The organism is Micromonospora sp. CPCC 205558, from assembly GCF_036902955.1.
GTDB lineage: Bacteria > Actinomycetota > Actinomycetes > Mycobacteriales > Micromonosporaceae > Micromonospora.
The window spans coordinates 144,452-166,747 of record NZ_JBAKHR010000009.1 but is presented as its reverse complement, the minus strand read 5'-3'; the positions used below and the strand labels follow the sequence as shown (position 1 = coordinate 166,747).

Below are 22,296 nucleotides of genomic sequence, written 5' to 3'. Positions count from 1 at the left end.
GGAGGGGCCGATGCGGGAGGATGCGGGTGTGACGGACGAGGACGCCCCCGGGGGCACCCCACTGGTCGACGAGGCGATGAAGAAGGCCGCCGTGGCCTGGATCAGCGTTGCCGGTGGGCCGGCGCTCGCGCTCTGGTGCGCCCCGCTGGAGGGCGCGCTGCTGGTGGTCAGCGGGCCGGGCGAGCAGGCCGCGCCGGGTCTGGCCGACGCGACCGAGGCCCAGGTCACGCTGCGCGGCGACCACGGCGGTCGGATCGTCACCTGGCCGGCCCGGGTGAGCCGGTTGCAGCCGGGCACCGAGGCGTGGGACGTCACCGCGCCGCTGGTGGCGGCGAAGCGCCTCAACGCGCCCGGCCCGACCGCCGACCTGGTGGCCCGGTGGGCCGCCGACGAATGCGCCGTGAACCGCCTCGCCCCGGCCGGTACGCCGCTGGCCGGAGCGGAGTTGCCGGCCGACGCGCAGGCCGAGCCACCCCGGGCGACTCCGGCGGTTCGGGCCACCCGCAAGCCGTTCCGCCTTCACCGGGTCCGCCGCCGCTGATCAGTCGGCCCGGCCGCCGACGCCCGCGACCGTCGCGTCGGTGTCGACGAGGGCGAGCACCTCGCCGAGGGTGCCGAGCGTCGGGCCGCACCAGCCCCGGTCCGCGTTGAACACCATGTGGGTGGCCAGATCCGGTGCGGCGAGCCGGACGGCGGTCATCCCGGCCCGTTCGGCGCCGGTCAACTCCTGGCTGCCGCCGTCGCCGACGTAGAGACAATCGCCCGGGGTGAGCCCGAGCCGCTGGCAGGCCGTCAGGTAGAGCGTCGGATCCGGTTTGCACCGCCCGACCTGTATCGAGAAGACCTGCACGTCGAGCAGGGGGGCGACCGCGAGTTGCGGCAGGAAGGCCGGCAGTTCGTGCGTACAGTCGCTGATCACGCCGGTGCGCAGGCCGCGCTGGCGCAGAGCCGCCAGCACCGGCACCGCGTCGGCCCGCAGCCAGGTGTCGGCGCGGACCGCCAGGTGCCGGGACGCCACCGCTGCCCGTACCGCGTGGTCGCTGGGGTGTACGCCGACCTGGGCGCACACCCAGCGCAGGGTCGCCTCCGCGTTGCCGAACCGGCCGCTGGCCCGCTCGTAGTAGGTGCGGTTCAGCACCTCGGACAACACATCGGTGTGACATCCGAGCAGCTCGGCGGTGCCGGCGTGCGCGGCACCGCGTTGCACCGAATGGGTCAGGGTGCCGAAGAAGTCGAACAGCACCGCCTGGTAGCTGGGCATGGGGAACGCCTCCGGGCGGTCGAGGGTCGCCGGCGCGGAACCGCGTGATCGTAACGGAGTGATGACCCACCGTGTCCACCGTCATACGTGTGAGGATTACGTCTCGTGCCCCCACCTTCACCTCGGCCGACAGTGGATCCGCTGACCACTGGCGCGGTCGGACTGGCCGTGGTCGCCGTGTCGTCGTCCGCGCCGCTGATCGCGTACGCCGCTGCCCCCGCGCTGGCCATCGCGTTCTGGCGCAACCTGCTCGCGGTGGCCGTACTGAGCCCCTTCGCGCTGGTCCGGCGTCGCGCCGAACTCCGCAGGCTGATCGTGGGCGTCGGGCGGCGGGAGGGGCTGTTCTGCGTCCTGTCCGGTGTCGCGTTGGCCGGGCACTTCGCGACCTGGGTGCCGAGCGCCCAGCTCACCACGGTCGCCACGTCCACCGCTCTGGTCGCCACCCAACCGGTCTGGCAGGGGCTGATCGCCCGCGCGCAGGGGCGTCCGCTGCCCCGGGTGGTGTGGATCGGCATCGCGGTCGCGGTCGGCGGCGCGGCGGTCGCCACCGGAGTGGACGTGGGCGTGTCCGGCCGGGCCGTCCTCGGCGACGTGCTGGCGCTGACCGGCGCCATGTTCGCCGCCGTCTACACCGCCTTCGGGGAACGGGCGCGGACCAGCATCAGCACCACTACCTACACCACCATCTGCTACGGGATCTGCGCGCTGATCCTGCTGGCCCTGTGCCTGGTCGGCGGCGTACGACTGACCGGGTTCGACGGGCGTACCTGGCTGGCCATCCTGGCCCTGGTGGCCGGCGCCCAACTGCTCGGGCACTCGATGTTCAACTACGTCCTGCGGAAGATCCCGGCGACCACGGTGAGCGTGCTGATCCTGCTGGAGGCGCCCGGCGCGGCCCTGCTCGGCTGGGCCTGGCTGGGTCAGGTTCCCCGCCCGTACGCGCTGCTCGGGATGGCGATGCTGCTGGCCGGGGTGGCGGTGGTGGTGCTCGGAGGTGCCCGCGTCGGCCGCCGTGCGGCCGCACCCACCGCCCTGCCCGCCGACCCGACGCCGCTGTCCTGACGGGGATTCACAGGTACGCGTCGAAGTGCTCTGCCACCAGGTCGGTCAGTCCGTCGCCGTCCAGGCTGCCGTCGACCCGGATCACACGAATCTCCAGTCGCTCGGCCTGCACGACCGCGTCCGCCGCCACCAACTCGTCGCGTTCCCACCGGTGACGGTTCGCAAGAATCGGGTCGCTCACCCCGGCTACCGCACTGTTGGCCCGGGGTAGCCGGGTGATCTGGTGGGCCCGAAAGCCGGGGGTCGGCACCAGCACCACCATCTGCCGTACCGACTCGACGACCGGCGCGACGAGTTCCGGTCGCAGCCCCCAGCCCTCGGCCACCACCCGCCGCCCGGAAACCAGTGCGCTGAGGTCGTCGAGAACCCATTCGAAGCGACGGGGGAAGCTGTCCAGTGTCTCGGCCGCCATCCGCGCCGGGTCGGTGTGCACCCAGGCGGCGTCCGGGTCGGGGCCAGCCGGCAGCTCACCACGTCGGATGCGGTCGGCCACGCGTCGGTCGTCGTGGCCGCGAGCGTCGTGCCGGTCGTAGAGGTAGGCAGTCAGCCCGTGCCTCAGCGCCAGGTTGACGGCGACCGTGGACTTGCCGGCCCACTGCCCGCCACCGATCCACAGGGCCCGTCGCGCGGTGGCTGTCGCATCGAAATCCATGGACTCACCCTGACCGCGGTCTGAGCCAAGATCAAGTCTTGTTCCCGAGGGTCGGGGATGATGAAGTGAAGGTAGAAGGCACGCCCTGCACCTCGATGACCCGGGTGGTCGGCACGGAGCCGCCGAGAGTGGCTCGCAGCTTGCCCCGTTCCCCGTCGGCGAGGAACACAACATCAACGCTGGTTCCCTCCGCGAAGGGCCCGCCCGGCGTCTGTCCGGGTGAGGAGGGCGATCCGTTGACGACTGAGGACCGCACCCGGGACGGCTTCGCCGACTTCGTCCGGGCCGAGACCGCCGGGCTGACCCGGCTCGCGTACCTGCTGACCGGTGACCGACACCATGCCGAGGACCTGGTCCAGGTGGCACTAGCCCGGGTCGCGGTGCGATGGGAGCGGATCGCTGACCCGCGCGCCTACCTGCGCCGGGTGCTCTGCACGCAGGCGGCCAGTTGGTGGCGCTGGCGGCGGGCCCGCCCACCGGAGCGGCTCGACGGGGCGTTGCCAGAACGCCCCGGGCCGGGTGACGACACCGATCTGCGGCTGGTGCTGTCGGCGGCGCTGGCTCGGCTGACCGCGCGGCAGCGCGCGGTCCTCGTGCTGCGCTACTACGAGGACCGTACCGAGACGGAGACGGCGGAACTGCTCGGCTGTCGGGTCGGCACCGTGAAGAGTCAGACCCGCCACGCCCTCGGTCGACTCCGTGTCCTCGCCCCCGAGTTGGCCGAACTTGTCGGCCGTGACCCGCAGGAGGTGGCCCGGTGACCGCTCGGCTCTCCGAAGCGCTGCGTCGCCTCGCGGACGACGTGCCGCCCGCGCGCGTACCGGCGGGGCTCTTCGACGCGGCGCGGACCCGGCACCGTCGTCGCCGGGCCGTCGTCGCCGGCGCGCTCGCCGTCCTGGTCCTGCTCCTGGGCACCGGGTACGCGCTGCACCCGGTCGCCCTGCCGCTGCCCGCCAGCCCTCGGCACGACGCCCCGGGCCTGCCCACCCGGCTCGTCGACCCGCCGCTGCGGACCGCCTCGGTGCGGGCGTCGGCGCCGGGTGCCGCCGCGATGCTCTTCGGCGGTCCCGCCGTGCGCACCAACTGGTTCGAGACCCGGATGGCCGTGGTGGCGGCCGACGACGACCGCTACCGCGTGCTGGACGGCGATCCGGCCGTCGCGGGCTTCGAGGCGATGCTCTCCCCGGACGGCCGGGTTGTCTGGGTGGGCGCGTCGCTGCTCGATCTCAAGTCCGGAAGGACCACTACGAATCGCCCGGACGGCTATCCACTCGCCTTCGCGCCCAACGGGAAACGCCTGGTCTACGCCGACGACGACACCACGTTCACGTCCCCGAACACCTACTCCACCCCGTACGTGGGGGTCTACGACCGGGATCGCGGAACCGACGTGCTGCGGGTGCGGGTCGGCACCACCTGGGTTCCGCCGGGGCGCACGGCGGCGCTGTCGCCGGACGGCGGCGACCTCGCCCTTCAGCTCCGCGACGAGGTCTGGCTGGCCCGGGTGGACGACGCGGGCGCGGATCGGGTGGCCGAGCCGTACCGGAAGCTGCCGTTGGCGGGCGGGCGGCTCGCCGGGGCCGGGTCCTGGCTGCCGGACGGCCGTTCGGTTGCTGTCCTCGGCCGGTCCACCTGCACCGACTGCCCGGTTCCGTCCTACCGACGCACCTGGACACTGGTCCCCCGGTCCACAGTCGACGGCACTCCGCTGGCCGGCGCGGCGTTCCCGCCGTTGCGCTCCCGCTCGTTCGTGCAACTGCTCGGCTGGCGCTCGGCGGACGAGGCGGTCGCGTTGGTCGGCGTACCGGGCCCGGCGGCGGTGGACAGCCCGGAGGAGCACGACGTCGCCTGGGGGCCCTATCACGAGGTCGGCACGGAGGCGGTGGAACTCGTGGTGCTACGTCGGGGGGCGACCGCGCCGGAGGTGCTCTTCCGGACGCCGGAGGGCATCACCGACCTGTCGGTCGCCGCCGACCTCGCGATCGACGGGGCGGTGCGCGAATCCGGCCGCCCTCACTACGGGCCACCGCCGTTCTGGGCGCTCGCTGTGGGGTTCATCCTGGCGGTCCTGGTTGCGCTGCCCGTGCTGTCGTGGCTGCGACGCCGGCGCGCTCGACGGTCAGACCGACTCCTCCGCAGAGGCTAACCTCCGTGCACCTCGATGACCCGGGTCGTCGGGGCGGCCTCGCCGAGCGCGGCACGTAGGGCCGCCCGGTCCGGGTCGGCGAGGAACGACTCGTAGCCGGCCCGTCCGGCGAACCGGATCACGTGCACCTCGGTCTGCCCGTCGGTGCCGCGCAGTCGCCGCTCCAGCCGGCCGCCGTGCCGTTCGAGCAGGGCCAGCACGGCGTCCTCGTAGCGCTGCCCGGCGGCCTCGGCCCCGACGGCGAACTCGACGATCGCGACGAGTGTCAGCACACCGGCCCGCTCAGTCATCGAGACCGACGGCCTTGGCGCTCGCCGCCCACAGCCGGGCGGCGAGCTGCGGATCGGCCGCCTTGCGGAGCGGTCGACGCGGCCGACGGTCGACGTAGTAACCCCCGTTGATCAGCCGGGAGCGCTCCTGCTTGGCCAACCACACCAGGGTCTCGGCGCCCTTCTCCGGGCTGCGGAACGGCATGAACCGCATGCCGAACGCGACGAGTCTGCTGTCGTTGGCGAACCGGGTGCGGACCACCCCGGGGTGGAAGCTGTACGCGGAGATGTCCGGCCAGCGCCGGGCGGCCTCGGCGGTGAACAGGACGTTCGCCTGCTTGCTGGTGCCGTACGCGCCCAGCGGCCGGTAGTTCCGCAGGGGCTTGTTCAGGTCGTCCGGGTCGAGTGCGCCGAAGCGGTGCGCGCCGGAGGCGGTCACCACGACCCGGCCCACCCGGTCGGCGAGCAGGTTGGTCAGCAGGAACGGCGCCAGGTGGTTGGCCTGGATCGACATCTCGAAGCCGTCGACGGTGCTCAGTGGTTGCAGCGCGATCGCGCCGGCGTTGTTGGCGAGCACGTCGATCCGGTCGTACGCGGCCCGGAGTTGCTCGGCCAGTCGGCGTACGTCGTCGAGGATCGCGAAGTCGGCTCGGAACAGTTCCGGCCGCTCACCAGAGGTCTCCCGGACCCGAGCGGCCGCGGCCTGGAGACGGGCCGGGTCCCGCCCGACCAGCACCACCTGGTCGCCACGGCAGGCGAGGTGCACGGCGGCTGCCAGCCCGATGCCGGAACTGGCCCCGGTCACGACCACCAGTCGACGCCCAGTGAGATCTTCCACAGGTCCATTCACCCCGGTCATGGCGCGAGGTTACCGTGGCGTCACAACGCCCTTTGGGATCGTTAAGGTTTCGATCTGTCGTCAGGTGGCGCCGGCGTGCCCGCTGGACGCCGGAAGGAGCGCATCCATGGCCGTAGTCGGTCGCCCCCGCAGGTCCTGCCTCGCCGTGCCGGGTTCCAGCGTGAAGATGCTCGGCAAGGCCCAGGGGATCCCGGCTGACCAGGTCTTCCTCGACCTGGAGGACGCCGTCGCCCCGTTGGCCAAGCCGGACGCGCGCAAGAACATCGTGGCCGTCCTCAACGAGGGTGACTGGGCCGGCAAGACCCGGGTGGTCCGGGTCAACGACCTGACCACCCCGTGGACCTACCGGGATGTCATCGAGGTCGTCGAGGGGGCCGGCGCCAACCTGGACTGCATCATGCTGCCGAAGGTGCAGAACGCCGCCCAGGTGCAGTGGCTGGACCTGACGCTCACCCAGATCGAGAAGACGATCGGCCTGGAGGTCGGCCGGATCGGCATCGAGGCGCAGATCGAGAACGCCGCCGGTCTGGTCAACGTGGACGCGATCGCCGCCGCCTCGCCGCGCGTGGAGACCATCATCTTCGGACCGGCCGACTTCATGGCGTCGATCAACATGAAGTCGATGGTGGTCGGCGGCTTGATCCCGGACTACCCGGGCGACCCGTACCACTACATTCTGATGCGGATCCTGATGGCCGCGCGGATGCACGACAAGCAGGCCATCGACGGCCCCTTCCTGCAGATCCGCGACGTCGACGCGTTCCGCGAGGTGGCGAAGCGCTCGGCCGCGCTCGGTTTCGACGGCAAGTGGGTGCTGCACCCGGGGCAGATCGACGCCGCCAACGAGGTCTACCAGCCGGCGCAGTCCGACTACGACCACGCCGAGCTGATCCTCGACGCTTACGAGCACTACACCTCGGAGGCCGGCGGCCGGCTGGGCGCGGTGATGCTCGGCGACGAGATGATCGACGAAGCGTCCCGCAAGATGGCGCTGGTGGTCGCCGCCAAGGGCCGGGCCGCCGGGATGAGCCGCACGTCGTCGTTCACCCCACCAGCGCAGTGACGGGCCGGGCCGGGACGACAGCCGGCCCGCCCGCCGGTCAGAAGCTGCTGTTGTCGCTCGTCGCGATCGCGTAGGCGATCGCGGCAGCGTAGACGGCGAGCACCAGCACCAGGAGCCCGGTGAGAATCCAGCCGACGATGATGGCGGCCTTCGCGATCCCCGCACCGCCCTCACCGCTGAGCCGGATCTGCTTCTGGGCGACGTGCCCGAGGATCGCGCCGATCGGCGCGGTGATGCAGGACGTGAAGCCGATCATGGCCAGCACGAACGCCGCGATGGCCAACCCGTTGGTCTTCGGCGGCTGCGGGTAGCCGTAGCCGGGGTACTGCGGCGGGTAGCCGGCGGGGGCGTACCCGGCCGGGGCGTACGAGGGCATCGGCTGGGCGGCCGGCGGCTGCGCTCCGGCGTACGGGTCGACCGGGGCGTACGGGTCGATCGGGGCGTACGGGGCGACCGGGGCGTACGGGTCGACCGGGCCAGGTTGTGGAGGCACCGGCTGACCGGCCACAAGGGTCGGGTCCGGTGCGGGGCTCGACGGCTGGGCCGACCAGGTCGGATCGTTCCAGTTGCCGGGCGGCGGGGGATTGGTCATGCGGACTCTCCGTCAGGTCGGGGTGCGGAGACAGGGTAGCCAGCGCCACCCAAACCCGATGCCCCTGCTTCCGGGTGCCGCGTTGCTCGGGCCGGTCGTAACGGGCAGGATCCCTGGCATGGCATTCGACGCGCGCGCCGCGGACCGCTCCGGCAGTCGACCCCGACGGGACGTCAGCCGTCCGGGCGCGGCCCGGCGGGCCCGGACGGCCGCCCCGGCGGGCAGCCCCGGCCCCGACGAGCCGGTCGCGCTCGCCGACCCGGTCACCATGCGTCTCGACGGGCGGGTCGCCCTGGTCACCGGGGCGGGCAGCCCGGACGGCATCGGGTACGCCACCGCCCGGCGGCTCGCCGACCTGGGCGCTCGGGTGGCCATCGTCTCCACCACCCGACGCATCCACGAGCGGGCGACCGAGTTGGGGGTGACCGGCTTCGTCGCTGACCTGACCGACGAGTCCGAGGTCGGCGCGCTGGCCGACGCGGTCGCCGAGCAGTTGGGCGACGTCGAGGTGCTGGTCAACAACGCCGGCCTGGCCAGTCGGGCCAGCCAGGGCGTGCTGCGGCCGGTAGCGCAGCTGAGCTACGACGAGTGGCGTGGTGAGATCGACCGCAACCTCTCCACCGCGTTCCTGTGCAGCCGGGCGTTCATCGGGGGGATGGCCGAGCGGGGCTGGGGTCGGATCGTCAACCTGTCGGCCACGGCCGGCCCGGTCAACGCCCTGCCCACCGAGGCCGCGTACGCCGCCGCGAAGGCCGGGGTCGTCGGGCTGACCCGGGCCCTGGCCATGGAGATGATCGCCGACGGCGTGACTGTGAACGCTGTGGCACCCGGCACCATCTACACCGCGGCATCCACAATGGCGGAAATCAAGCAGGGGCTGGGCACCCCGGTGGGGCGACCGGGCACGCCGGACGAGGTCGCTGCGGCGATCAGCTTCCTCTGCTCGCCGGCCGCCTCGTACATCACCGGGCAGATGCTGGTGGTGGACGGCGGCAACAGCGTCCGGGAGGCCCGTTTCCGCTGAGCGTGACGGTCCGCGCCGGCCGTCTGTTCAGTAGCTTCCGCTGTCGCCGGTGTTGCTGAAGGCCACCAGCGCCAGCCAGCCACAGCAGGCCAGCACGGTGAGCCCGGTGAAGACGTAGCCCAGGATCAGCCCCCAGGTCGCGAGCTGGTCGCCGTCCTCGCCGCTGGTGCGGATCTGCCGCTTGGCCACGTGCCCGAGGACGGCGCCGGCCGGCGGAAACACGAAGGCGAACACCAGCGACAGGATCGCCAGCACGTTGGTGCCCCGACCCGTCCCGGACGGCGGTGGGCCGTACTGACCGTAGGGGCCCTGCGGGGGGTACGGCGGCTGCTGGCTCCAGTGCGCCGACTGCTGCGGCCCCTGGTGGCCGTACGACGGCTGGTCACCGGGTGGCCCGTACGGTGAGCGTTCCGCCGGTAGCTCGTACGCCGGCTGGTCCGGCTGTGGCGCGTACGGCGGTTGGCCGGCCGGCGGTGGCGCGTACGGCGACTGGTCCCTGGGTGGCTCGTAGGGTGACGGCGGTTGCTCGTCCGCGGGCGGTCCCGACGGCGGCGGGTAGCTCACAGCTGTCCTCCTCCTGCCGGTGCCGGAAAAGTCCCTCTTGCCGGACGCTACCCGCAGCGGTGAACCTTTTCACAGCGGTTGTGTGGACTGGTCACCTTGGCCTCGCCGACCCGAGAGGCCGATACTGACCCAGCGTTCAGTTACCCATGAGTAGTGCGCGGATCCCCGGAGGCTGAGATGGCCCGACTCGCCCAGACGCCCGGCCTGACCGATGTGCAACAGTCGATCCTGGAGACCGTTCGGGACTTCGCCGACAAGGAGATCATTCCGCACGCGCAGCGGCTGGAGCACGCCGACGAGTACCCCACCGACATCCTCGACGGGATGCGCGAGATGGGGCTCTTCGGCCTCACCATCGACGAGGAGTACGGCGGGCTCGGCGAATCACTGCTCACCTACGCGCTGGTGGTGGAGCAACTGTCCCGAGGTTGGATGTCGATCTCCGGCATCGTCAACACCCACTTCATCGTGGCGTACCTGATCTCCCAGCACGGCTCTGCCGAGCAGAAGGCCCACCTGCTGCCGAAGATGGCCACCGGCGAGGTGCGCGGAGCGTTCTCCATGTCAGAACCGGGTTGCGGTTCGGACGTCGCGGCGATCGGGTCCCGCGCCGTACGGGAGGGTGACCGCTACGTGCTCAACGGGCAGAAGATGTGGCTCACCAACGGGGCGTACTCCTCGGTGGTGGCCACCCTGGTCAAGACCGACACCGGCGCGGAGTCCGTCTACGGCAACATGAGCACCTTCCTGCTGGAGAAGGAGCCGGGCTTCGGTGAGACAGCTCCCGGCCTCACCATCCCCGGCAAGATCGAGAAGATGGGTTACAAGGGCGTCGAGACCACCGAGATGGTGCTCGACGGCGTGACAGTGCCCGACTCGGCGATCCTCGGTGGCGCCGACCAGGTGGGCCGTGGCTTCTACCAGATGATGGACGGCATCGAGGTGGGGCGGGTCAACGTGGCCGCTCGCGCCTGCGGCATCTCCATCCGCGCCTTCGAGTTGGCGGTGAGCTACGCCCAGCAGCGCAAGACCTTCGGCCAGCCCCTCGCCAAGCACCAGGCGATCGCGTTCAAGCTCGCCGAGATGGGCACGAAGATCGAGGCCGCGCACGCCCTCATGGTCAACGCCGCCCGGCTCAAGGACGCCGGTCAGCGCAACGACGTCGAGGCCGGAATGGCCAAGCTGCTCGCCTCGGAATACTGCGCCGAGGTCGTCCAGGAGGCGTTCCGCATCCACGGCGGCTACGGCTACTCCAAGGAGTACGAGATTGAGCGGCTGATGCGCGAGGCCCCGTTCCTGCTCATCGGCGAGGGCACCTCGGAGATCCAGAAGACCATCATCAGCCGAGGCCTCCTCAAGGAATACAAGCTCTAACCGCCCCGCCGTTAGGTGAGGCGGGTTAGCGCGTTCACGGCGCGTTCTACGGCCAGGCAGCGGTCTTCCACGTAGTCCATGCCGGCCTCTTCGGCGATCTGCCGCGCTTCGGCCGAGATGATGCCCAGCTGCAGCCAGACCGCTGGGGCGCCGATCGTCGCCGCATCGCGGACGACCTGCACGGCGTCGGCCGCCGGCCGGAACACGTTCACCAGGTCGACCGGGTGCGGGATGTCCGCAAGAGTCTTGTACGCCCGCTCCCCGAAGAGTTCATCGACCATCGGGTTGACCGGGATGATCCGCCAGCCGTGTCGCTGCATCTGCAACGGCACGCTGTGCGCGGCCTTGTTGGGGTCGCGGGACGCGCCCACGACGGCGATCACGGCGGAGTCGGCGAGGATCTGCTGAGCGGTACGCACCCGCCGACTGTAGCTCCGACTACAGCAGTGTCAGCTGCTCGGCTGCCGACGGTGGCGGCGGCTCGGGCAGGTTGCGGTTGTCGCCTCGCTCAGCGCGGTGCAGCCCGTGCCGGCGGGCGGCGATCCGCACCCGCGCGGTCAACTCCCGCTGGTACGCCTGCGGGGCGTACGCGCCGGCCCGGTAGAGCTCGCGGTAGCGGGGCACGAGCTGCGGGTGCTCGCGGGCGAGCCAGTGCGCGTACCACTCCCGGGCGCCGGGGCGCAGGTGCAGGGGCAGGGCGGTCACGCTGGTCGCACCGGCGGCGGCGATCGCCGACACGGTGGCCTCGATCGACTCGTCGCTGTCGCTGAGGCCGGGCAGGATCGGGGCCATCAGCACGCCGACGGAGAAGCCCGCGTCGGCGAGTGCCCGCACCGCGTCCAGCCGGCGGCGGGGGTGTGGGGTGCCCGGCTCGACGGTGCGCCAGAGGTGCTCGTCGACGAACCCCACCGAGAAGGAGATGCCCACCGTGGTCACCTCGGCGGCCTGGCGCAGCAGCGGCAGGTCGCGCAGGATCAGCGTGCCCTTGGTGAGGATCGAGAACGGGTTGGCGAAGTCGCGCAAGGCACCGATGATCTGCGGCATCAGCCGGTAACGACCCTCGGCGCGTTGGTAGCAGTCGACGTTGGTGCCCATCGCCACGTGTGCGCCCCGCCAGCGCGGCGCGGCCAGCTCCCGCCGGACCAGCTCGCCGGCGTTGACCTTGACGATCACCTTCCGGTCGAAGTCGGCACCGGCGTCAAGGTCGAGATAAGTGTGAGTATTTCTCGCGAAACAGTATCGGCATGCATGAGAACAGCCACGGTATGGGTTGATCGTCCACTCGAACGGAACGCGGGACTGCCCGGGCACCCTGTTGAGGATGGACTTGGCCTGCACCTCGTAGAAGGTCATCCCGGCGAACTCGGGGGTGTCGAAGGTGCGGGCGACGGCGCCGGGCAGCGCCAGCGGCAGGGGTGGCGTCGCTGGCGCTGCCCGCTCGGGGTCTCCCTCGACCGGGGGAGCGGTGAGGTTGTCCCAGCGCATGGGCACTATTCGAACACGTGTACGAGGTGAGCGCAAGTGACTTGCCGTGCACCGGGGTGGTCGGAGAGCGGAGGATGTAGGCCATGGAGACGTCGACCTTCGTCTACGACGGGGACTGTGCGTTCTGCACGAGCTGTGCGCAGTTCATCGAGCGCCGCATCCCCACCGCCGCCCGGGTGGTGCACTGGCAGTTCGCCGACCTGGACGCGCTCGGCCTCACCGTGGCCGCGTGCGAGGAAGCCGTGCAGTGGGTGGGTGCGGACGGCTCGCGGGCCGCAGGCCCGGACGCCATCGCGAAGCTTCTCGCCGCGAGCGGTCCGCTCTGGCGGGTCGCCGGTGCAGGCCTGCGGATTCCTCCGGTACGCGCCACGGCCTGGCCGGTGTACCGCTGGGTGGCGCGCAACCGGCACCGCCTGCCGGGCGGCACAGCTGCCTGCTCCCTGCCCCAGGAGGCTCGGGATGGGCTCTACGGCCCGGCCGGTCGCCCGACCACCGGAGCCTGATCGTCAAGAGCCCGCTCCGCGCCGGAATCGCTCCGGAGGTCGCGGACGCAGTGCCGGCCGGCTCCGCGCGTCGGAACCGGCCGGCTCAGGAAGCGACTCAGTGGTTGTGCTCGGCCAACTGCTTGCGGACGTCATCCATGTCCAGCGCCTCGACCTGCTCGATCAGGTTCTCCAGGGCGGACTCGGGCAGGGCGCCCGGCTGGGCGAAGACGATGACGCCGTCACGGATCGCCATGATCGTCGGGATCGACCGGATGTCGAACTTGGCGCCCAACTCCTGCTGCGCCTCAGTGTCGACCTTGCCGAAGACGATGTTCTGGTGCTTCTCCGAGGAACGCTCGTAGACCGGGGCGAACCGCTTGCACGGACCACACCAGTCGGCCCAGAAGTCGACCAGGACGATGCCGTCGTTGCCGGTCACCTCGTCGAAGTTCGCCGAGGTCAGCTCAACGGTTGCCATTGCACTCTCCGATCACCGCGGTTTATCTACGTCCCGTAGAACCAGGGCTGACCGTATCGAATTCCCGGGCGGCGGGGCACGAAACGTGCTCGGGGCTGCCGGGGGGCGCTGCGGGTCATCGACACGCGTCTGTTAACACCCGACCTGCGGAACGCAAGTGCGTCGTGCACTTGCGTGACCTGCGGTAATGGGAGCGTTTCCAGGGAGATCCACCCGATTGAGCTCTACGAATCGGTAACTTGGGCCTTGACAAGGAGGTATCCGGCCTGCGGAGATCGCTGATCAACCTCCGACTCGTCACTGAGAGTAATGTTACAAAAAGATAAATGTGACCGCGATCTCTGTTGAACCTACGCAGGCGTAGGGCAGAATTCCTCACATCAGAGCGTGGGCGGCGGGTGCCGGGGAGGGCCCCGCCGCTCATTGCGTCTCCCCCCTGGTGAGTGACCGGTGTGACATTTCCGCCGCCGTCGCGCCCCGCCGGTCGCCTTAACCATCGGTAAGGCATGCTGTGCCGAACTCCATCGCCGCCCGTCGAAGGGACCAGCATGCAGTTCGGTCGCTACTACGAGGAGTTCGAGGTCGGCGCGGTCTACCGGCACTGGCCGGGCAAGACCGTGACCGAGTACGACGACCACCTCTTCTGCCTGCTCACCATGAACCACCACCCGCTGCACATGGACGCGCACTACGCCGCGACGGCCAGCCAGTTCAAGCGCAATGTCGTGGTCGGCAACTACATCTACTCGCTGCTGCTCGGCATGTCGGTGCCCGATGTGAGTGGAAAGGCGATCGCCAACCTGGAGGTCGAGTCGCTGCGGCACGTAGCGCCGACCTTCCACGGCGACACCATCTACGGCGAGACCACGGTGCTGGACAAGCGTGAGTCCGGCTCGAAACCCGACCGGGGCGTGGTGTCCGTGGAGACTCGCGGCTACAACCAGGACGGCACCATGGTCTGCGTCTTCCGGCGCAAGGTGATGGTCCCCAAGCGGGAGTACGCGGAAGCTGCGGCGCCCGACGGAGTGGATCCCGAACGGCCCAGCTTCCCCGAGCCGCGCTGACCGTCGCGGCCGGCTCGACCGTCGCCGCACACCGGGCTCCTTCCCCGCTGCGGGTCTGCTGGGGAAGGGGCCCTGTTCCCGCCTCGGGGCATATGCTGACGCCGGAGGTTCCGATGAGCCACTCCGTCGCGGGAGAGCCGCCCTCTGCCGGCCGCCGAGCCGCACCCTTGACCACTGCTGTCTACTCCGCCGCCGAGTGGGATCTGCTCACCGGTCTGCCCGGTCGCGTCCTCGTCGCCGCCGCCGCGCCCGGTCCCGGCCGGATGGAGCGTGGGGTCAAGGCGGGCCTGGCCGGCCTGGATGCCGTGGCCGCCGGTCGAGCCTCCGACAGCGACCTGGTCCGCGCGGTGGTCGCCGCGATCTACGCCCGCCACGACGGCGCCGCGCCACCCGCCGAGCGCCTCACCGATCTGGTGGACCTGCTGGCGGCCTGCCGGGCGGCGAGCCGGGTCCTACGGCGGCGGGCCGACCCCGCCGACTCGGCCGCGTACCGCCAGTGGGTGCAGTCGGTCGCGGCCCGGGTCTGTCGCGCGGTGCCCGGCGTCGGCGCGCGCCGGGTGGACCCACCGGCCAGCCCGGCGGACCGACGCTTCCTGGACCGGCTCGGCGCCGCCCTCGACCTGGGTTGACCGGCAGGTCGTCGCACCGGGCGCGGACGCGGTCCGTACCCTCTGATGACCGTGACCGACGACCAGCTTGAGGTGGGCGTGGGCCCCTGGCCGGGGGACCCACCGGACGACAGCCGTTACGACCCGCAGTTGCTCGCGGAGGGGGATCGGCGCAATGTCGTCGACCGCTACCGCTACTGGCGGCACGAGGCGATCGTGGCCGACCTGGACCGGCACCGGCACGGCTTTCACGTCGCGATCGAGAACTGGCAGCACGACTTCAACATCGGCACGGTGGTGCGCAACGCCAACGCGTTCAACGCCGCCGAGGTGCACATCGTCGGACGGCGACGGTGGAACCGGCGCGGCGCGATGGTGACCGATCGGTACCAGCACGTGCGGTACCACGAGACGATCGAGGAATTCGTCGCCTGGGCGGCCGGGCGGCGTCTGCCGGTGTTCGGCATCGACAACCTGCCCGGGTCGCGTCCGCTGGAGACCGGCACCCTGCCGCGCGACTGCGTCCTGCTGTTCGGCCAGGAGGGGCCCGGGCTCTCCGCGCCGGCCCGCGCGGCGTGCGACCAGCTCTACTCGATCGCCCAGTACGGCTCGACGAGGTCGATCAACGCGGGCGTGGCCAGCGGAATCGCGATGCACGCCTGGATCCGTGCGCACGCGGGCACGCCGCCGGACTGACCCCCGTACGGTGCCGAATCGGACGTTCCGGCTTGACGTGCCGGCGGCCCGGGGAGACGGTGGGGATGTGAGTGTCGCGGTGAGTTGTCCGAGATGCGGGGGCCCGGTACGGGCGCCGGATCTGATGAACACCGACTCGAGGTGTGTGCACTGCGGCCCGGTGCCGCCGTTGCACGTGCCCGAGCACATCGGAGCGGAGATCGTGGCGAGCGTGGTGGACCGCATCGCCGCGACCGCCGATCCGCCGGTGACGCCCTTGTGGTGCCCGTGGCCGCTGCCGCCCGGTTGGACGCTCACCGGCGTGGCGTACGCCGGGGACGAACGGACGGGAGTAAGGGCGACCGCGTTGGCCTGCGCGGGTCCGGCGCCGCTCGGCGGCGGTCCTGCCGATCTGGTCTTCGTGGCCGAGGAACCCGGTGTGGGCCTGGGCACCCGGCTCGCCGGCCTGACCGGCCCTGATCCAGGGCCGGAGTTGGTCGACGCGCTGACCGACCCGGGGTCGGGTCATCCTGACCACGTCGGACAGGCGAAGATCAAGGTCGGCGGGCATCCGACTCCACTGTGGTTGGTGAATTCGCCGACAGATCGAAGCGCGTACGCGGGCGAAGCTCGGGGAATGTGGCTCCATGCGATAGCCTGGCCGGCGAGTGCGGGTCACCTGCTCGCGGAAGACGTCGTGCTACACGACCTGACCGAGTGGATGCCGCCCGAGCTCGTGTACGGCGCACCGTCCCCGTACTTACCCGGGAGGGCTTGACAACTCTCCAGGATTGACGGAGAACGGACGCAGATATTCACTGTACGACACCACACTGATACTCTGGGTGCCGCTGCGGTAATGGGACCCGGCGCCGCGCGAGAGGATGGCCCGCCATGGTCAAGAAGGTCCTCACCTGGGCCGGAATCGCATTCTTGATCTTCTTCGTCGCCTATCGGCCAAACTCTGCGGCGGACGTGTTCAAGTCGCTCGGCGGCGGGATCATGGATATCGCCCAGGGGTTTGGCGACTTCTTCACCAGCCTCGTCGCCTAGCCGCCGATGGGCAGCCCCTCCGGTCCACCCTTCGACCCGGACGACCCCGACCGGGAACGCCGCGAGCGTGACACCGAGCCGATTCCGCGGGTCGGGCCCGATGACGGCCCGGGCTACGGGTCCGGTGCCGGCCTGTCCGACGGTCCGTCCCTTTCGGACGACGTCGGCTACGGCGACGGGCCCGGCTACGCCGGCCAGGGTCGTTCCGGTCGGGGATGGATCCGTGATCCGGAGGCCAGCTACCAGCCGCCGCAGATCTCCGAGGACGAGCTGGCCGGGTTGCGCGCCGACGCGACCGGCTCGACCCCTCGGCGGGTGCTGCCTCTGGAAGACGAGCCCAGCTCGTTGGTGGCTCGATACCTCTTCCCCACCGAGCGCTACCGGGGCGAGTGGAAGCGGCACTGGATCCACCTCACCACCCCGCTGCTGATCGGCATCGCGGCGACCTTCGTGCTCGGCTACCTCTCCGGCTTCCTCGCTGGGCAGAACGTGGGTGCGCTGACCACCATCGCCGTGCTGATCTGGTTCGCGGTCATGGGTTGGGTGGCGTGGAAGGTCGCCGACTGGTGGTATGACCGTTTCATCCTGACCAACAAGCGGGTCATGGTGGTCAACGGCATCATCACCCGCCGGGTCGCCATGATGCCGCTGGTCCGGGTCACCGACATGAAGTACGAGCAGACCCCGACCGGCCGGGCGCTCAACTACGGCACCTTCGTGCTGGAGTCCGCCGGCCAGGAGCAGGCGCTCCGCGAGATCAAGAACCTGCCCAACCCGAACGAGCTCTACCTGCGCGTCGTTGAGGAGATGTACGAGCCGCAGGCGGTCGAGGCGCGGCTCGGCAAGGAGGCCGACGAGGCCAAGGCCGACGACGGTGCGTGAAGGTTTTTGACCGAACATCGGAGCAAGTGCGCACCTTTCGTCATGGACCAAAGCGCCTCTGACGTGGCACTCTGCCAGGACAGCAGGGGTGTGGAGGTGGGTGGTGGCGAGCAAGGACTCGTTGGAGGAGCAGTTCCGCGAGTTCGTCGCGGCACGCTCCGCCGCGCTCCTGCGCACCGCTTACCTGCTCACCGGAGACTGGGCCACGGCCGAAGATCTGCTCCAGACTGCGCTGACCAAGACCTACCTCGCGTGGAAGCGGCTCGGCGGGATCGAGGCGGTCGAGCCGTACGCCAGGCGTGTGATGGTCAACACATCGACCAGCTGGTGGCGGCGGCGCTGGCACGGCGAACGCCCGACCGAGGTGCTGCCCGAACAGGCCGGTGTCGACGAGATCGAGCAGCAGCTCGACCGTGACCTGCTCTGGCGTCATCTACGGGAGCTGCCCAACCGGCAGCGGGCAGTGCTGGTGCTGCGCTACTACGAGGACATGTCGGAGGCGCAGACCGCCGCGATGCTGGACATCTCGCCGGGCACGGTGAAGAGCCAGACGTCGCGGGCGCTGGCCACGCTGCGTCGGCGACTGGGTGCGAACGCACCGGAACTGGCCGGCGTCGCCGGCCAGCCGACCGCTACCGAGAGTCGATCGGGCGCGAGGGGTGCCGCCGGCCGGACGACGGGCTCGAACTCCCGAACCGGAGGGCTCCCGGTCACCGACGCCGCTGCCACACCCAGGCCGGGGCGGTCGGCTGGCCGACCCGTGCCCCGCCCGGCCGCTCCGCGCACCGCCGTGCCGCGTTCGATCGCCCCACCGGTCGTGCTGCCCACCGCCCCGGCGGCCGTGCCCGTCGGCACGGGCTCCGGGGAGCAGCAGTGAGCGAACTACGCGGTCAGCACGACAACCTGACGGACGGCCCGGCGCGTTCATACCAGGTGCGGCCTGACGAGCTGGAAGGTGCGGTGCGGGAGACCCTCTCGCGCCAGGTGGCTCGTACCCGCCCCCTGAGCGTCGATCCCGCGGGCAAGGCCATCCGCCGCGCGAACCGGATCCGGCGTCGACGTACCACTGTCGGCCTCGCCCTCGGGGCGGTCACCGCCGTGCTGCTCAGCGTCGGCATGACTCAGCTCGGTGCCGAGACCAGGCGGGACGGGTCACCCATCGTGGTGATCGGCGACCCGGACCCGGCCAACCGACCGCTCCCGACCGTCACCATTCCCGGCCCCGCGCCGTCGCCCGCTCCCGTGGTCGGCCAGACGCTGCTCAGCACCGACGGACGGCGGATGGTGCTGCAGGACGTCGGGCCAGCCGAACGCGCGCAGCCCCTGCCCGGCGGTGACGGTTGGCTGGTGGTCGGCGCGCCGAGCACCGCAGGGCGCTCTCTGTGGGTGGTGCGGGACGACGGCCTGGTGCAGGTGCTGCTGGCCGGGGCAGGCGCGATCGTGCTGGCCCCGGACAGCCTCCAGGTCGCCTGGCGCGACGGAGGCGACCTGCTGGTGGCGGGCGTGGTCGGCACCCAGCTCATCGGGGCGGTACGCACCCCGGTTCCTGCGGCGGCGGAACCCGTCCGGTTCGTCGCTGACAGCGTGCTGGTCCGACTCGACCCGGCCGACGGCGGTCACACCCTCTGGCGGCCCGGTGCGGGGCCGTTGCCCAAGGCCCCCGACCACAAGAGCCTCAATGTCTACGGGCTGCTACCCGACGGGCGGCTCGTCGGCCAGGTCGCCACGAGCGATTCTGGCCGAATCTGCCTCGCCGTGCTTGCCCCGACCCGGCACCTGGACCCGGTACGCACCGGTTGTGGTCCAGACGTCAGTCACGATGGCGTCGGCGGGCTCTCACCGGACGGGCGGTGGCTGCTGGTGAACGGAGGGACCGGCGAGGCCGACCGTTCTCTGCTGGTCGACCTGCAACGGCTCGGGCCGGCCGCGACCGCTGTGACGGCCGGGCCGCCGATGACCGGGTCGATCGTCTGGAGCGACGAGACCCACGCCTCCTACCTCGACGCCGCCGGCGATCTGGTCGAGGTCGACGTCAGCCAGGTGCGGGCGGGAAAGCCCGCCAGCCCCGCTGCGGTGCCCGGGATGCCCGCCGGAGAGCGGCCGATCCTGGTGGAGCGTCTCTGACCGCGGGTGACCCGACCAACCCATGTGAGCCGGGCTCGCTGTTTCCTCGGTAGCGTCGGGCGGTGACCTCGCGTACCGGCTCCGCCCCCCGGATCGACCTGCACACCCACTCGACGGCCAGCGACGGCACGCTGACCCCGGCCGAGCTGGTCGGCGCTGCCTTCGACGCCGGGCTGGACGTGCTGGCGATCACCGACCACGACACCACCGCCGGCTGGGCGCCGGCCGTGGGCGCACTGCCGCCAGGCCTGCGTCTGGTCCGGGGTGCGGAGTTGTCGTGTCGCTGGTCCGGCGCGCAGCCGGCGGTGCCGCTGCACCTGCTCGCGTACCTGTTCGACCCGGAGCACCCGGAGCTGGTGGCCGAGCTGGCCCGGGTTCGGGCCGCCCGGGAAGAGCGCGGCGAACGGATGGTCGCTCTGCTGCGGGCCGACGGCATCGACGTGAACTGGCCGGACATCCTGGCCGGCGCGGGTGGTGGCACCGTGGGCCGCCCGCACCTTGCGCAGGCGCTCATCCGCGCCGGTCTGGTCGGCAGCGTCCGGGAGGCGTTCGGCCCGAGCTGGCTGGGCGAGCGGTACCGGCTGCCCAAGGAGGACATCGACGTGTTCCGGGCGGTTCGACTGGTCCGGGCGGCGGGAGGTGTGCCGGTCTTCGCCCACCCGCGCGCCACCCGACGCGGCCGGGTGGTGCCCGACGAGCTGATCGTCGAACTGGCTGCCGCCGGGCTCGCCGGGCTCGAGGCCGACCACGAGGACCACAGCCCGGCCGAGCGGGAACACGTGCGGGCGCTCGCCGCCGAGCTGGGTCTGTTCGTCACCGGCTCCTCGGACTTTCACGGCACCCACAAGACGGTTCAGCTCGGCGCGTTCAGCACCAGCGCCGAGGCGTACGAGCGGATCGTCGCCGACGGGGTGACCGAGGTCGCTTCGGGCTGATCCGGGTATTTCGCCCATCTCGACGAGGCTAGGTTGATCACGTGGATCTGAAGCTGTTCGGCGAGGTTTTCGTGACCCTGCTGGTGATCACCGACCCGCCGGGCATGATGCCGATCTTCCTGGCGTTGACCGGCCCCCTGCCAGCCCGCGACCGCAACCGGGCGGCCTGGCAGGCCGTCGCGTTGGCGCTCGGCGTCATCGTGGTCTTCGCGGTGGCGGGGCAGACCCTGCTCGACTATCTGCACGTGGACCTGCCGGCGTTGCAGGCGGCCGGTGGGCTGCTGCTCGTGCTCGTCGCCCTGGAACTGCTGACCGGCAAGGCCGACGACCCGAGCCAGCAGGTCACCTCCAACATCGCGCTGGTGCCGCTGGGCACGCCGCTGCTGGCCGGCCCGGGCGCCATCGTGGCCACCATGCTCTTCGTCCAGCAGGCCGACGGGCTGGGAGAGTTCAGCGCCATCGCCGTGGCGATCCTCGCCGTGATGGTCGCCGTCTGGATCGTCCTGCGGTTCTCCGGCGGCATCGTGAAGATCCTCCGGCCGGGCGGGATCGAGGTGCTGACCCGGATCGCCGGCCTGCTGCTGGCCGCGATCGCCGTGCAGCTCATCGCCGACGCGGTGGCCGCCTTCGTCACGCACTACGTGAACATGACCTGACGGCACGCGCGCGATGTCGGGGGCGGATGGCAGGATCGCAGGCGTGCGACGATCCTCATCAGCGGGGCGGCCGGCCGCCGGCGGTCGGGCCCCTCGGCAGCGGGCCGGCGACGCCGAGCAGCTCGGCTTCGAGGGCATGCCGGAGCGGCTGTTCGTCTGCACCCCGAGCAAGCTCGGCGCGTACGCGGACTGCCCGCGTCGCTACCGCTACTCCTACGTCGACCGACCCGCCCCACCCAAGGGCCCGCCGTGGGCGCACAACTCGCTCGGCGCCAGCGTGCACACCGCCCTGAAAAACTGGTATGCGCTGCCCGCCGACCGGCGGCGCCCCGAGGCGCTGGCCACGCTGCTCAAGGGCACCTGGGTGCGCGAGGGCTACCGCGACGACGAGCAGGAGCGGGCCGCCTACCGGCGGGCGTTGGGCTGGCTGGAGGCGTACGTCGAGACGCTGGAGCCGGATTCCGACCCGCTCGGCGTGGAGCGGGTGGTGGCGGTCAAGACCGCCGTGTTGGCGTTCAACGGCCGAGCCGACCGGATCGACTCGCGGCCCGGGCCGGAAGGGCCGGAGCTGGTCATCGTCGACTACAAGACCGGTCGCACCGGCCTCGACACGGACGACGCCCGGGGCTCTCAGGCGCTGGCGCTCTACGCGTACGCCGCCGAGCGGGTGTTCCGTCGGCCGTGCCGCCGGGTGGAGCTGCACCACCTACCGACCGGCACCGTCGCCGGCCACGACCACACCGTCGAGTCGCTGGCCCGACAACTGACCCGCGCGGAAGAGACAGCCCGCGACATCATGGCCGCTGAACGGGCAGTCGCCGACGGCGCCGACGCGGACGAGGCTTTCCCGGTGACGCCCAGCCCGCGCTGTGGCTGGTGCGACTTCCGGCGGCACTGCCCGACGGGCGCGCAGGTCCCGGGCAAGGAGCCGTGGGCGGCCATGGACCGGCCCGCCGACGGTTGACGTCCCGTAATGAGGGCCGGG

The 22,296-nt window shown here is 71.3% G+C and carries 28 protein-coding genes; 19 read left to right on the top strand and 9 right to left on the bottom strand.

Annotated elements, in window-relative coordinates:
• Positions 1-10 precede the first annotated feature (10 nt).
• Entirely contained in the window at positions 11-541 is a 531-nt protein-coding gene (locus V6U86_RS13320) for a hypothetical protein (protein ID WP_334502654.1), read from the top strand.
• Here the strand turns inward: V6U86_RS13320 and V6U86_RS13315 are convergent, their stop codons facing one another.
• Positions 542-1,261 carry an HAD family hydrolase gene (locus V6U86_RS13315; RefSeq protein ID WP_334502652.1) on the bottom strand — a complete coding sequence of 240 codons (720 nt, stop codon included), beginning with the start codon at positions 1,259-1,261 and terminating at the stop codon, positions 542-544.
• A gap of 105 nt (positions 1,262-1,366) precedes the next feature.
• On the opposite strand from V6U86_RS13315, the gene V6U86_RS13310 reads away from it, so the two are divergent.
• Positions 1,367-2,323, top strand: coding sequence for a DMT family transporter (locus V6U86_RS13310; protein ID WP_334502650.1), 957 nt, complete (start codon positions 1,367-1,369; stop codon positions 2,321-2,323).
• Positions 2,324-2,330: 7 nt separating this feature from the next.
• Here the strand turns inward: V6U86_RS13310 and V6U86_RS13305 are convergent, their stop codons facing one another.
• Positions 2,331-2,975, bottom strand: a complete 645-nt coding sequence (locus V6U86_RS13305) for a hypothetical protein (protein WP_334502647.1) — start codon at positions 2,973-2,975, stop codon at positions 2,331-2,333.
• Between the two features lie 236 nt (positions 2,976-3,211).
• Between V6U86_RS13305 and V6U86_RS13300 the strand changes: the two genes are divergently transcribed.
• Together V6U86_RS13300 and V6U86_RS13295 are read left to right on the top strand one after the other, a co-directional pair.
• The gene (locus V6U86_RS13300; protein WP_279515046.1) at positions 3,212-3,736 is read left to right on the top strand and encodes a SigE family RNA polymerase sigma factor; all 525 of its coding nucleotides are present in this window, start codon (positions 3,212-3,214) and stop codon (positions 3,734-3,736) included.
• Positions 3,733-5,121 (top strand): hypothetical protein, encoded by a 1,389-nt coding sequence (locus V6U86_RS13295; RefSeq protein ID WP_334502642.1) that lies wholly within the window; start codon positions 3,733-3,735, stop codon positions 5,119-5,121. Before V6U86_RS13300 ends, V6U86_RS13295 begins: the two co-directional genes overlap by 4 nt.
• Here the strand turns inward: V6U86_RS13295 and V6U86_RS13290 are convergent.
• Entirely contained in the window at positions 5,118-5,411 is a 294-nt protein-coding gene (locus tag V6U86_RS13290; RefSeq protein ID WP_334502640.1) for a hypothetical protein, read from the bottom strand. The two genes, V6U86_RS13295 and V6U86_RS13290, sit on opposite strands and share 4 nt — an antisense overlap.
• Entirely contained in the window at positions 5,404-6,228 is an 825-nt protein-coding gene (locus tag V6U86_RS13285; protein WP_334502882.1) for an SDR family NAD(P)-dependent oxidoreductase, read from the bottom strand. Before V6U86_RS13285 ends, V6U86_RS13290 begins: the two co-directional genes overlap by 8 nt.
• Positions 6,229-6,355: 127 nt before the next feature.
• Between V6U86_RS13285 and V6U86_RS13280 the strand changes: the two genes are divergently transcribed.
• Positions 6,356-7,312: an HpcH/HpaI aldolase/citrate lyase family protein gene (locus V6U86_RS13280; protein ID WP_334502638.1), complete on the top strand. Its 957-nt coding sequence runs from the start codon at positions 6,356-6,358 to the stop codon at positions 7,310-7,312.
• A gap of 37 nt (positions 7,313-7,349) precedes the next feature.
• Here V6U86_RS13280 and V6U86_RS13275 read toward each other — a convergent pair whose 3' ends face one another.
• Positions 7,350-7,904, bottom strand: coding sequence for a DUF4190 domain-containing protein (locus tag V6U86_RS13275; RefSeq protein ID WP_334502635.1), 555 nt, complete (start codon positions 7,902-7,904; stop codon positions 7,350-7,352).
• A gap of 118 nt (positions 7,905-8,022) precedes the next feature.
• On the opposite strand from V6U86_RS13275, the gene V6U86_RS13270 reads away from it, so the two are divergent.
• On the top strand, positions 8,023-8,928 hold the full coding sequence (locus V6U86_RS13270) for an SDR family NAD(P)-dependent oxidoreductase (protein ID WP_334502632.1): 906 nt from the start codon (positions 8,023-8,025) through the stop codon (positions 8,926-8,928).
• Between the two features lie 27 nt (positions 8,929-8,955).
• On the opposite strand, the gene V6U86_RS13265 is transcribed toward V6U86_RS13270, so the two are convergent.
• Positions 8,956-9,492 (bottom strand): DUF4190 domain-containing protein, encoded by a 537-nt coding sequence (locus V6U86_RS13265; protein WP_334502630.1) that lies wholly within the window; start codon positions 9,490-9,492, stop codon positions 8,956-8,958.
• Between the two features lie 177 nt (positions 9,493-9,669).
• Between V6U86_RS13265 and V6U86_RS13260 the strand changes: the two genes are divergently transcribed.
• A complete protein-coding gene (locus V6U86_RS13260; RefSeq protein WP_334502628.1) occupies positions 9,670-10,866 on the top strand; it encodes an acyl-CoA dehydrogenase family protein in 1,197 nt (398 codons plus the stop codon).
• A gap of 11 nt (positions 10,867-10,877) precedes the next feature.
• Here the strand turns inward: V6U86_RS13260 and V6U86_RS13255 are convergent, their stop codons facing one another.
• On the bottom strand, positions 10,878-11,285 hold the full coding sequence (locus tag V6U86_RS13255) for a CoA-binding protein (RefSeq protein WP_334502626.1): 408 nt from the start codon (positions 11,283-11,285) through the stop codon (positions 10,878-10,880).
• 19 nt (positions 11,286-11,304) lie between these two features.
• Positions 11,305-12,351, bottom strand: a complete 1,047-nt coding sequence (locus V6U86_RS13250) for an Rv2578c family radical SAM protein (protein ID WP_334502624.1) — start codon at positions 12,349-12,351, stop codon at positions 11,305-11,307.
• 83 nt (positions 12,352-12,434) lie between these two features.
• Here V6U86_RS13250 and V6U86_RS13245 point away from each other — a divergent pair, with 83 nt between their 5' ends.
• Complete coding sequence (locus tag V6U86_RS13245) at positions 12,435-12,854, top strand: thiol-disulfide oxidoreductase DCC family protein (RefSeq protein WP_334502622.1); 420 nt, start codon at positions 12,435-12,437, stop codon at positions 12,852-12,854.
• Positions 12,855-12,951: 97 nt separating this feature from the next.
• Here V6U86_RS13245 and trxA read toward each other — a convergent pair whose 3' ends face one another.
• Complete coding sequence (trxA, locus tag V6U86_RS13240; protein ID WP_030329190.1) at positions 12,952-13,314, bottom strand: thioredoxin; 363 nt, start codon at positions 13,312-13,314, stop codon at positions 12,952-12,954.
• A 548-nt stretch (positions 13,315-13,862) separates the two neighbouring features.
• Here trxA and V6U86_RS13235 point away from each other — a divergent pair.
• The 11 genes from V6U86_RS13235 to V6U86_RS13185 all read left to right on the top strand — a co-directional run bounded on the left by V6U86_RS13235 (position 13,863) and on the right by V6U86_RS13185 (position 22,275).
• Positions 13,863-14,378, top strand: a complete 516-nt coding sequence (locus V6U86_RS13235) for a MaoC family dehydratase (protein ID WP_334502619.1) — start codon at positions 13,863-13,865, stop codon at positions 14,376-14,378.
• A gap of 92 nt (positions 14,379-14,470) precedes the next feature.
• Entirely contained in the window at positions 14,471-15,007 is a 537-nt protein-coding gene (locus tag V6U86_RS13230; RefSeq protein WP_334502616.1) for a hypothetical protein, read from the top strand.
• Between the two features lie 51 nt (positions 15,008-15,058).
• Entirely contained in the window at positions 15,059-15,682 is a 624-nt protein-coding gene (locus V6U86_RS13225; RefSeq protein WP_334502614.1) for a TrmH family RNA methyltransferase, read from the top strand.
• Between the two features lie 10 nt (positions 15,683-15,692).
• Positions 15,693-16,439, top strand: coding sequence for a DUF6758 family protein (locus tag V6U86_RS13220; RefSeq protein WP_334502612.1), 747 nt, complete (start codon positions 15,693-15,695; stop codon positions 16,437-16,439).
• 116 nt (positions 16,440-16,555) lie between these two features.
• Positions 16,556-16,714, top strand: a complete 159-nt coding sequence (locus tag V6U86_RS13215) for a hypothetical protein (protein WP_007455302.1) — start codon at positions 16,556-16,558, stop codon at positions 16,712-16,714.
• A gap of 6 nt (positions 16,715-16,720) precedes the next feature.
• Positions 16,721-17,596: a PH domain-containing protein gene (locus tag V6U86_RS13210; protein ID WP_334502605.1), complete on the top strand. Its 876-nt coding sequence runs from the start codon at positions 16,721-16,723 to the stop codon at positions 17,594-17,596.
• A 103-nt stretch (positions 17,597-17,699) separates the two neighbouring features.
• On the top strand, positions 17,700-18,473 hold the full coding sequence (locus V6U86_RS13205) for a SigE family RNA polymerase sigma factor (RefSeq protein ID WP_334502602.1): 774 nt from the start codon (positions 17,700-17,702) through the stop codon (positions 18,471-18,473).
• Complete coding sequence (locus V6U86_RS13200) at positions 18,470-19,720, top strand: hypothetical protein (RefSeq protein ID WP_334502600.1); 1,251 nt, start codon at positions 18,470-18,472, stop codon at positions 19,718-19,720. The genes V6U86_RS13205 and V6U86_RS13200 overlap by 4 nt, the downstream gene beginning before the upstream one ends.
• A gap of 62 nt (positions 19,721-19,782) precedes the next feature.
• Complete coding sequence (locus tag V6U86_RS13195) at positions 19,783-20,655, top strand: PHP domain-containing protein (RefSeq protein WP_334502597.1); 873 nt, start codon at positions 19,783-19,785, stop codon at positions 20,653-20,655.
• Positions 20,656-20,696: 41 nt separating this feature from the next.
• Positions 20,697-21,311 carry a MarC family protein gene (locus V6U86_RS13190; RefSeq protein ID WP_130407029.1) on the top strand — a complete coding sequence of 205 codons (615 nt, stop codon included), beginning with the start codon at positions 20,697-20,699 and terminating at the stop codon, positions 21,309-21,311.
• 13 nt (positions 21,312-21,324) lie between these two features.
• Positions 21,325-22,275 carry a RecB family exonuclease gene (locus V6U86_RS13185; protein WP_442934934.1) on the top strand — a complete coding sequence of 317 codons (951 nt, stop codon included), beginning with the start codon at positions 21,325-21,327 and terminating at the stop codon, positions 22,273-22,275.
• Positions 22,276-22,296 lie beyond the last annotated feature (21 nt).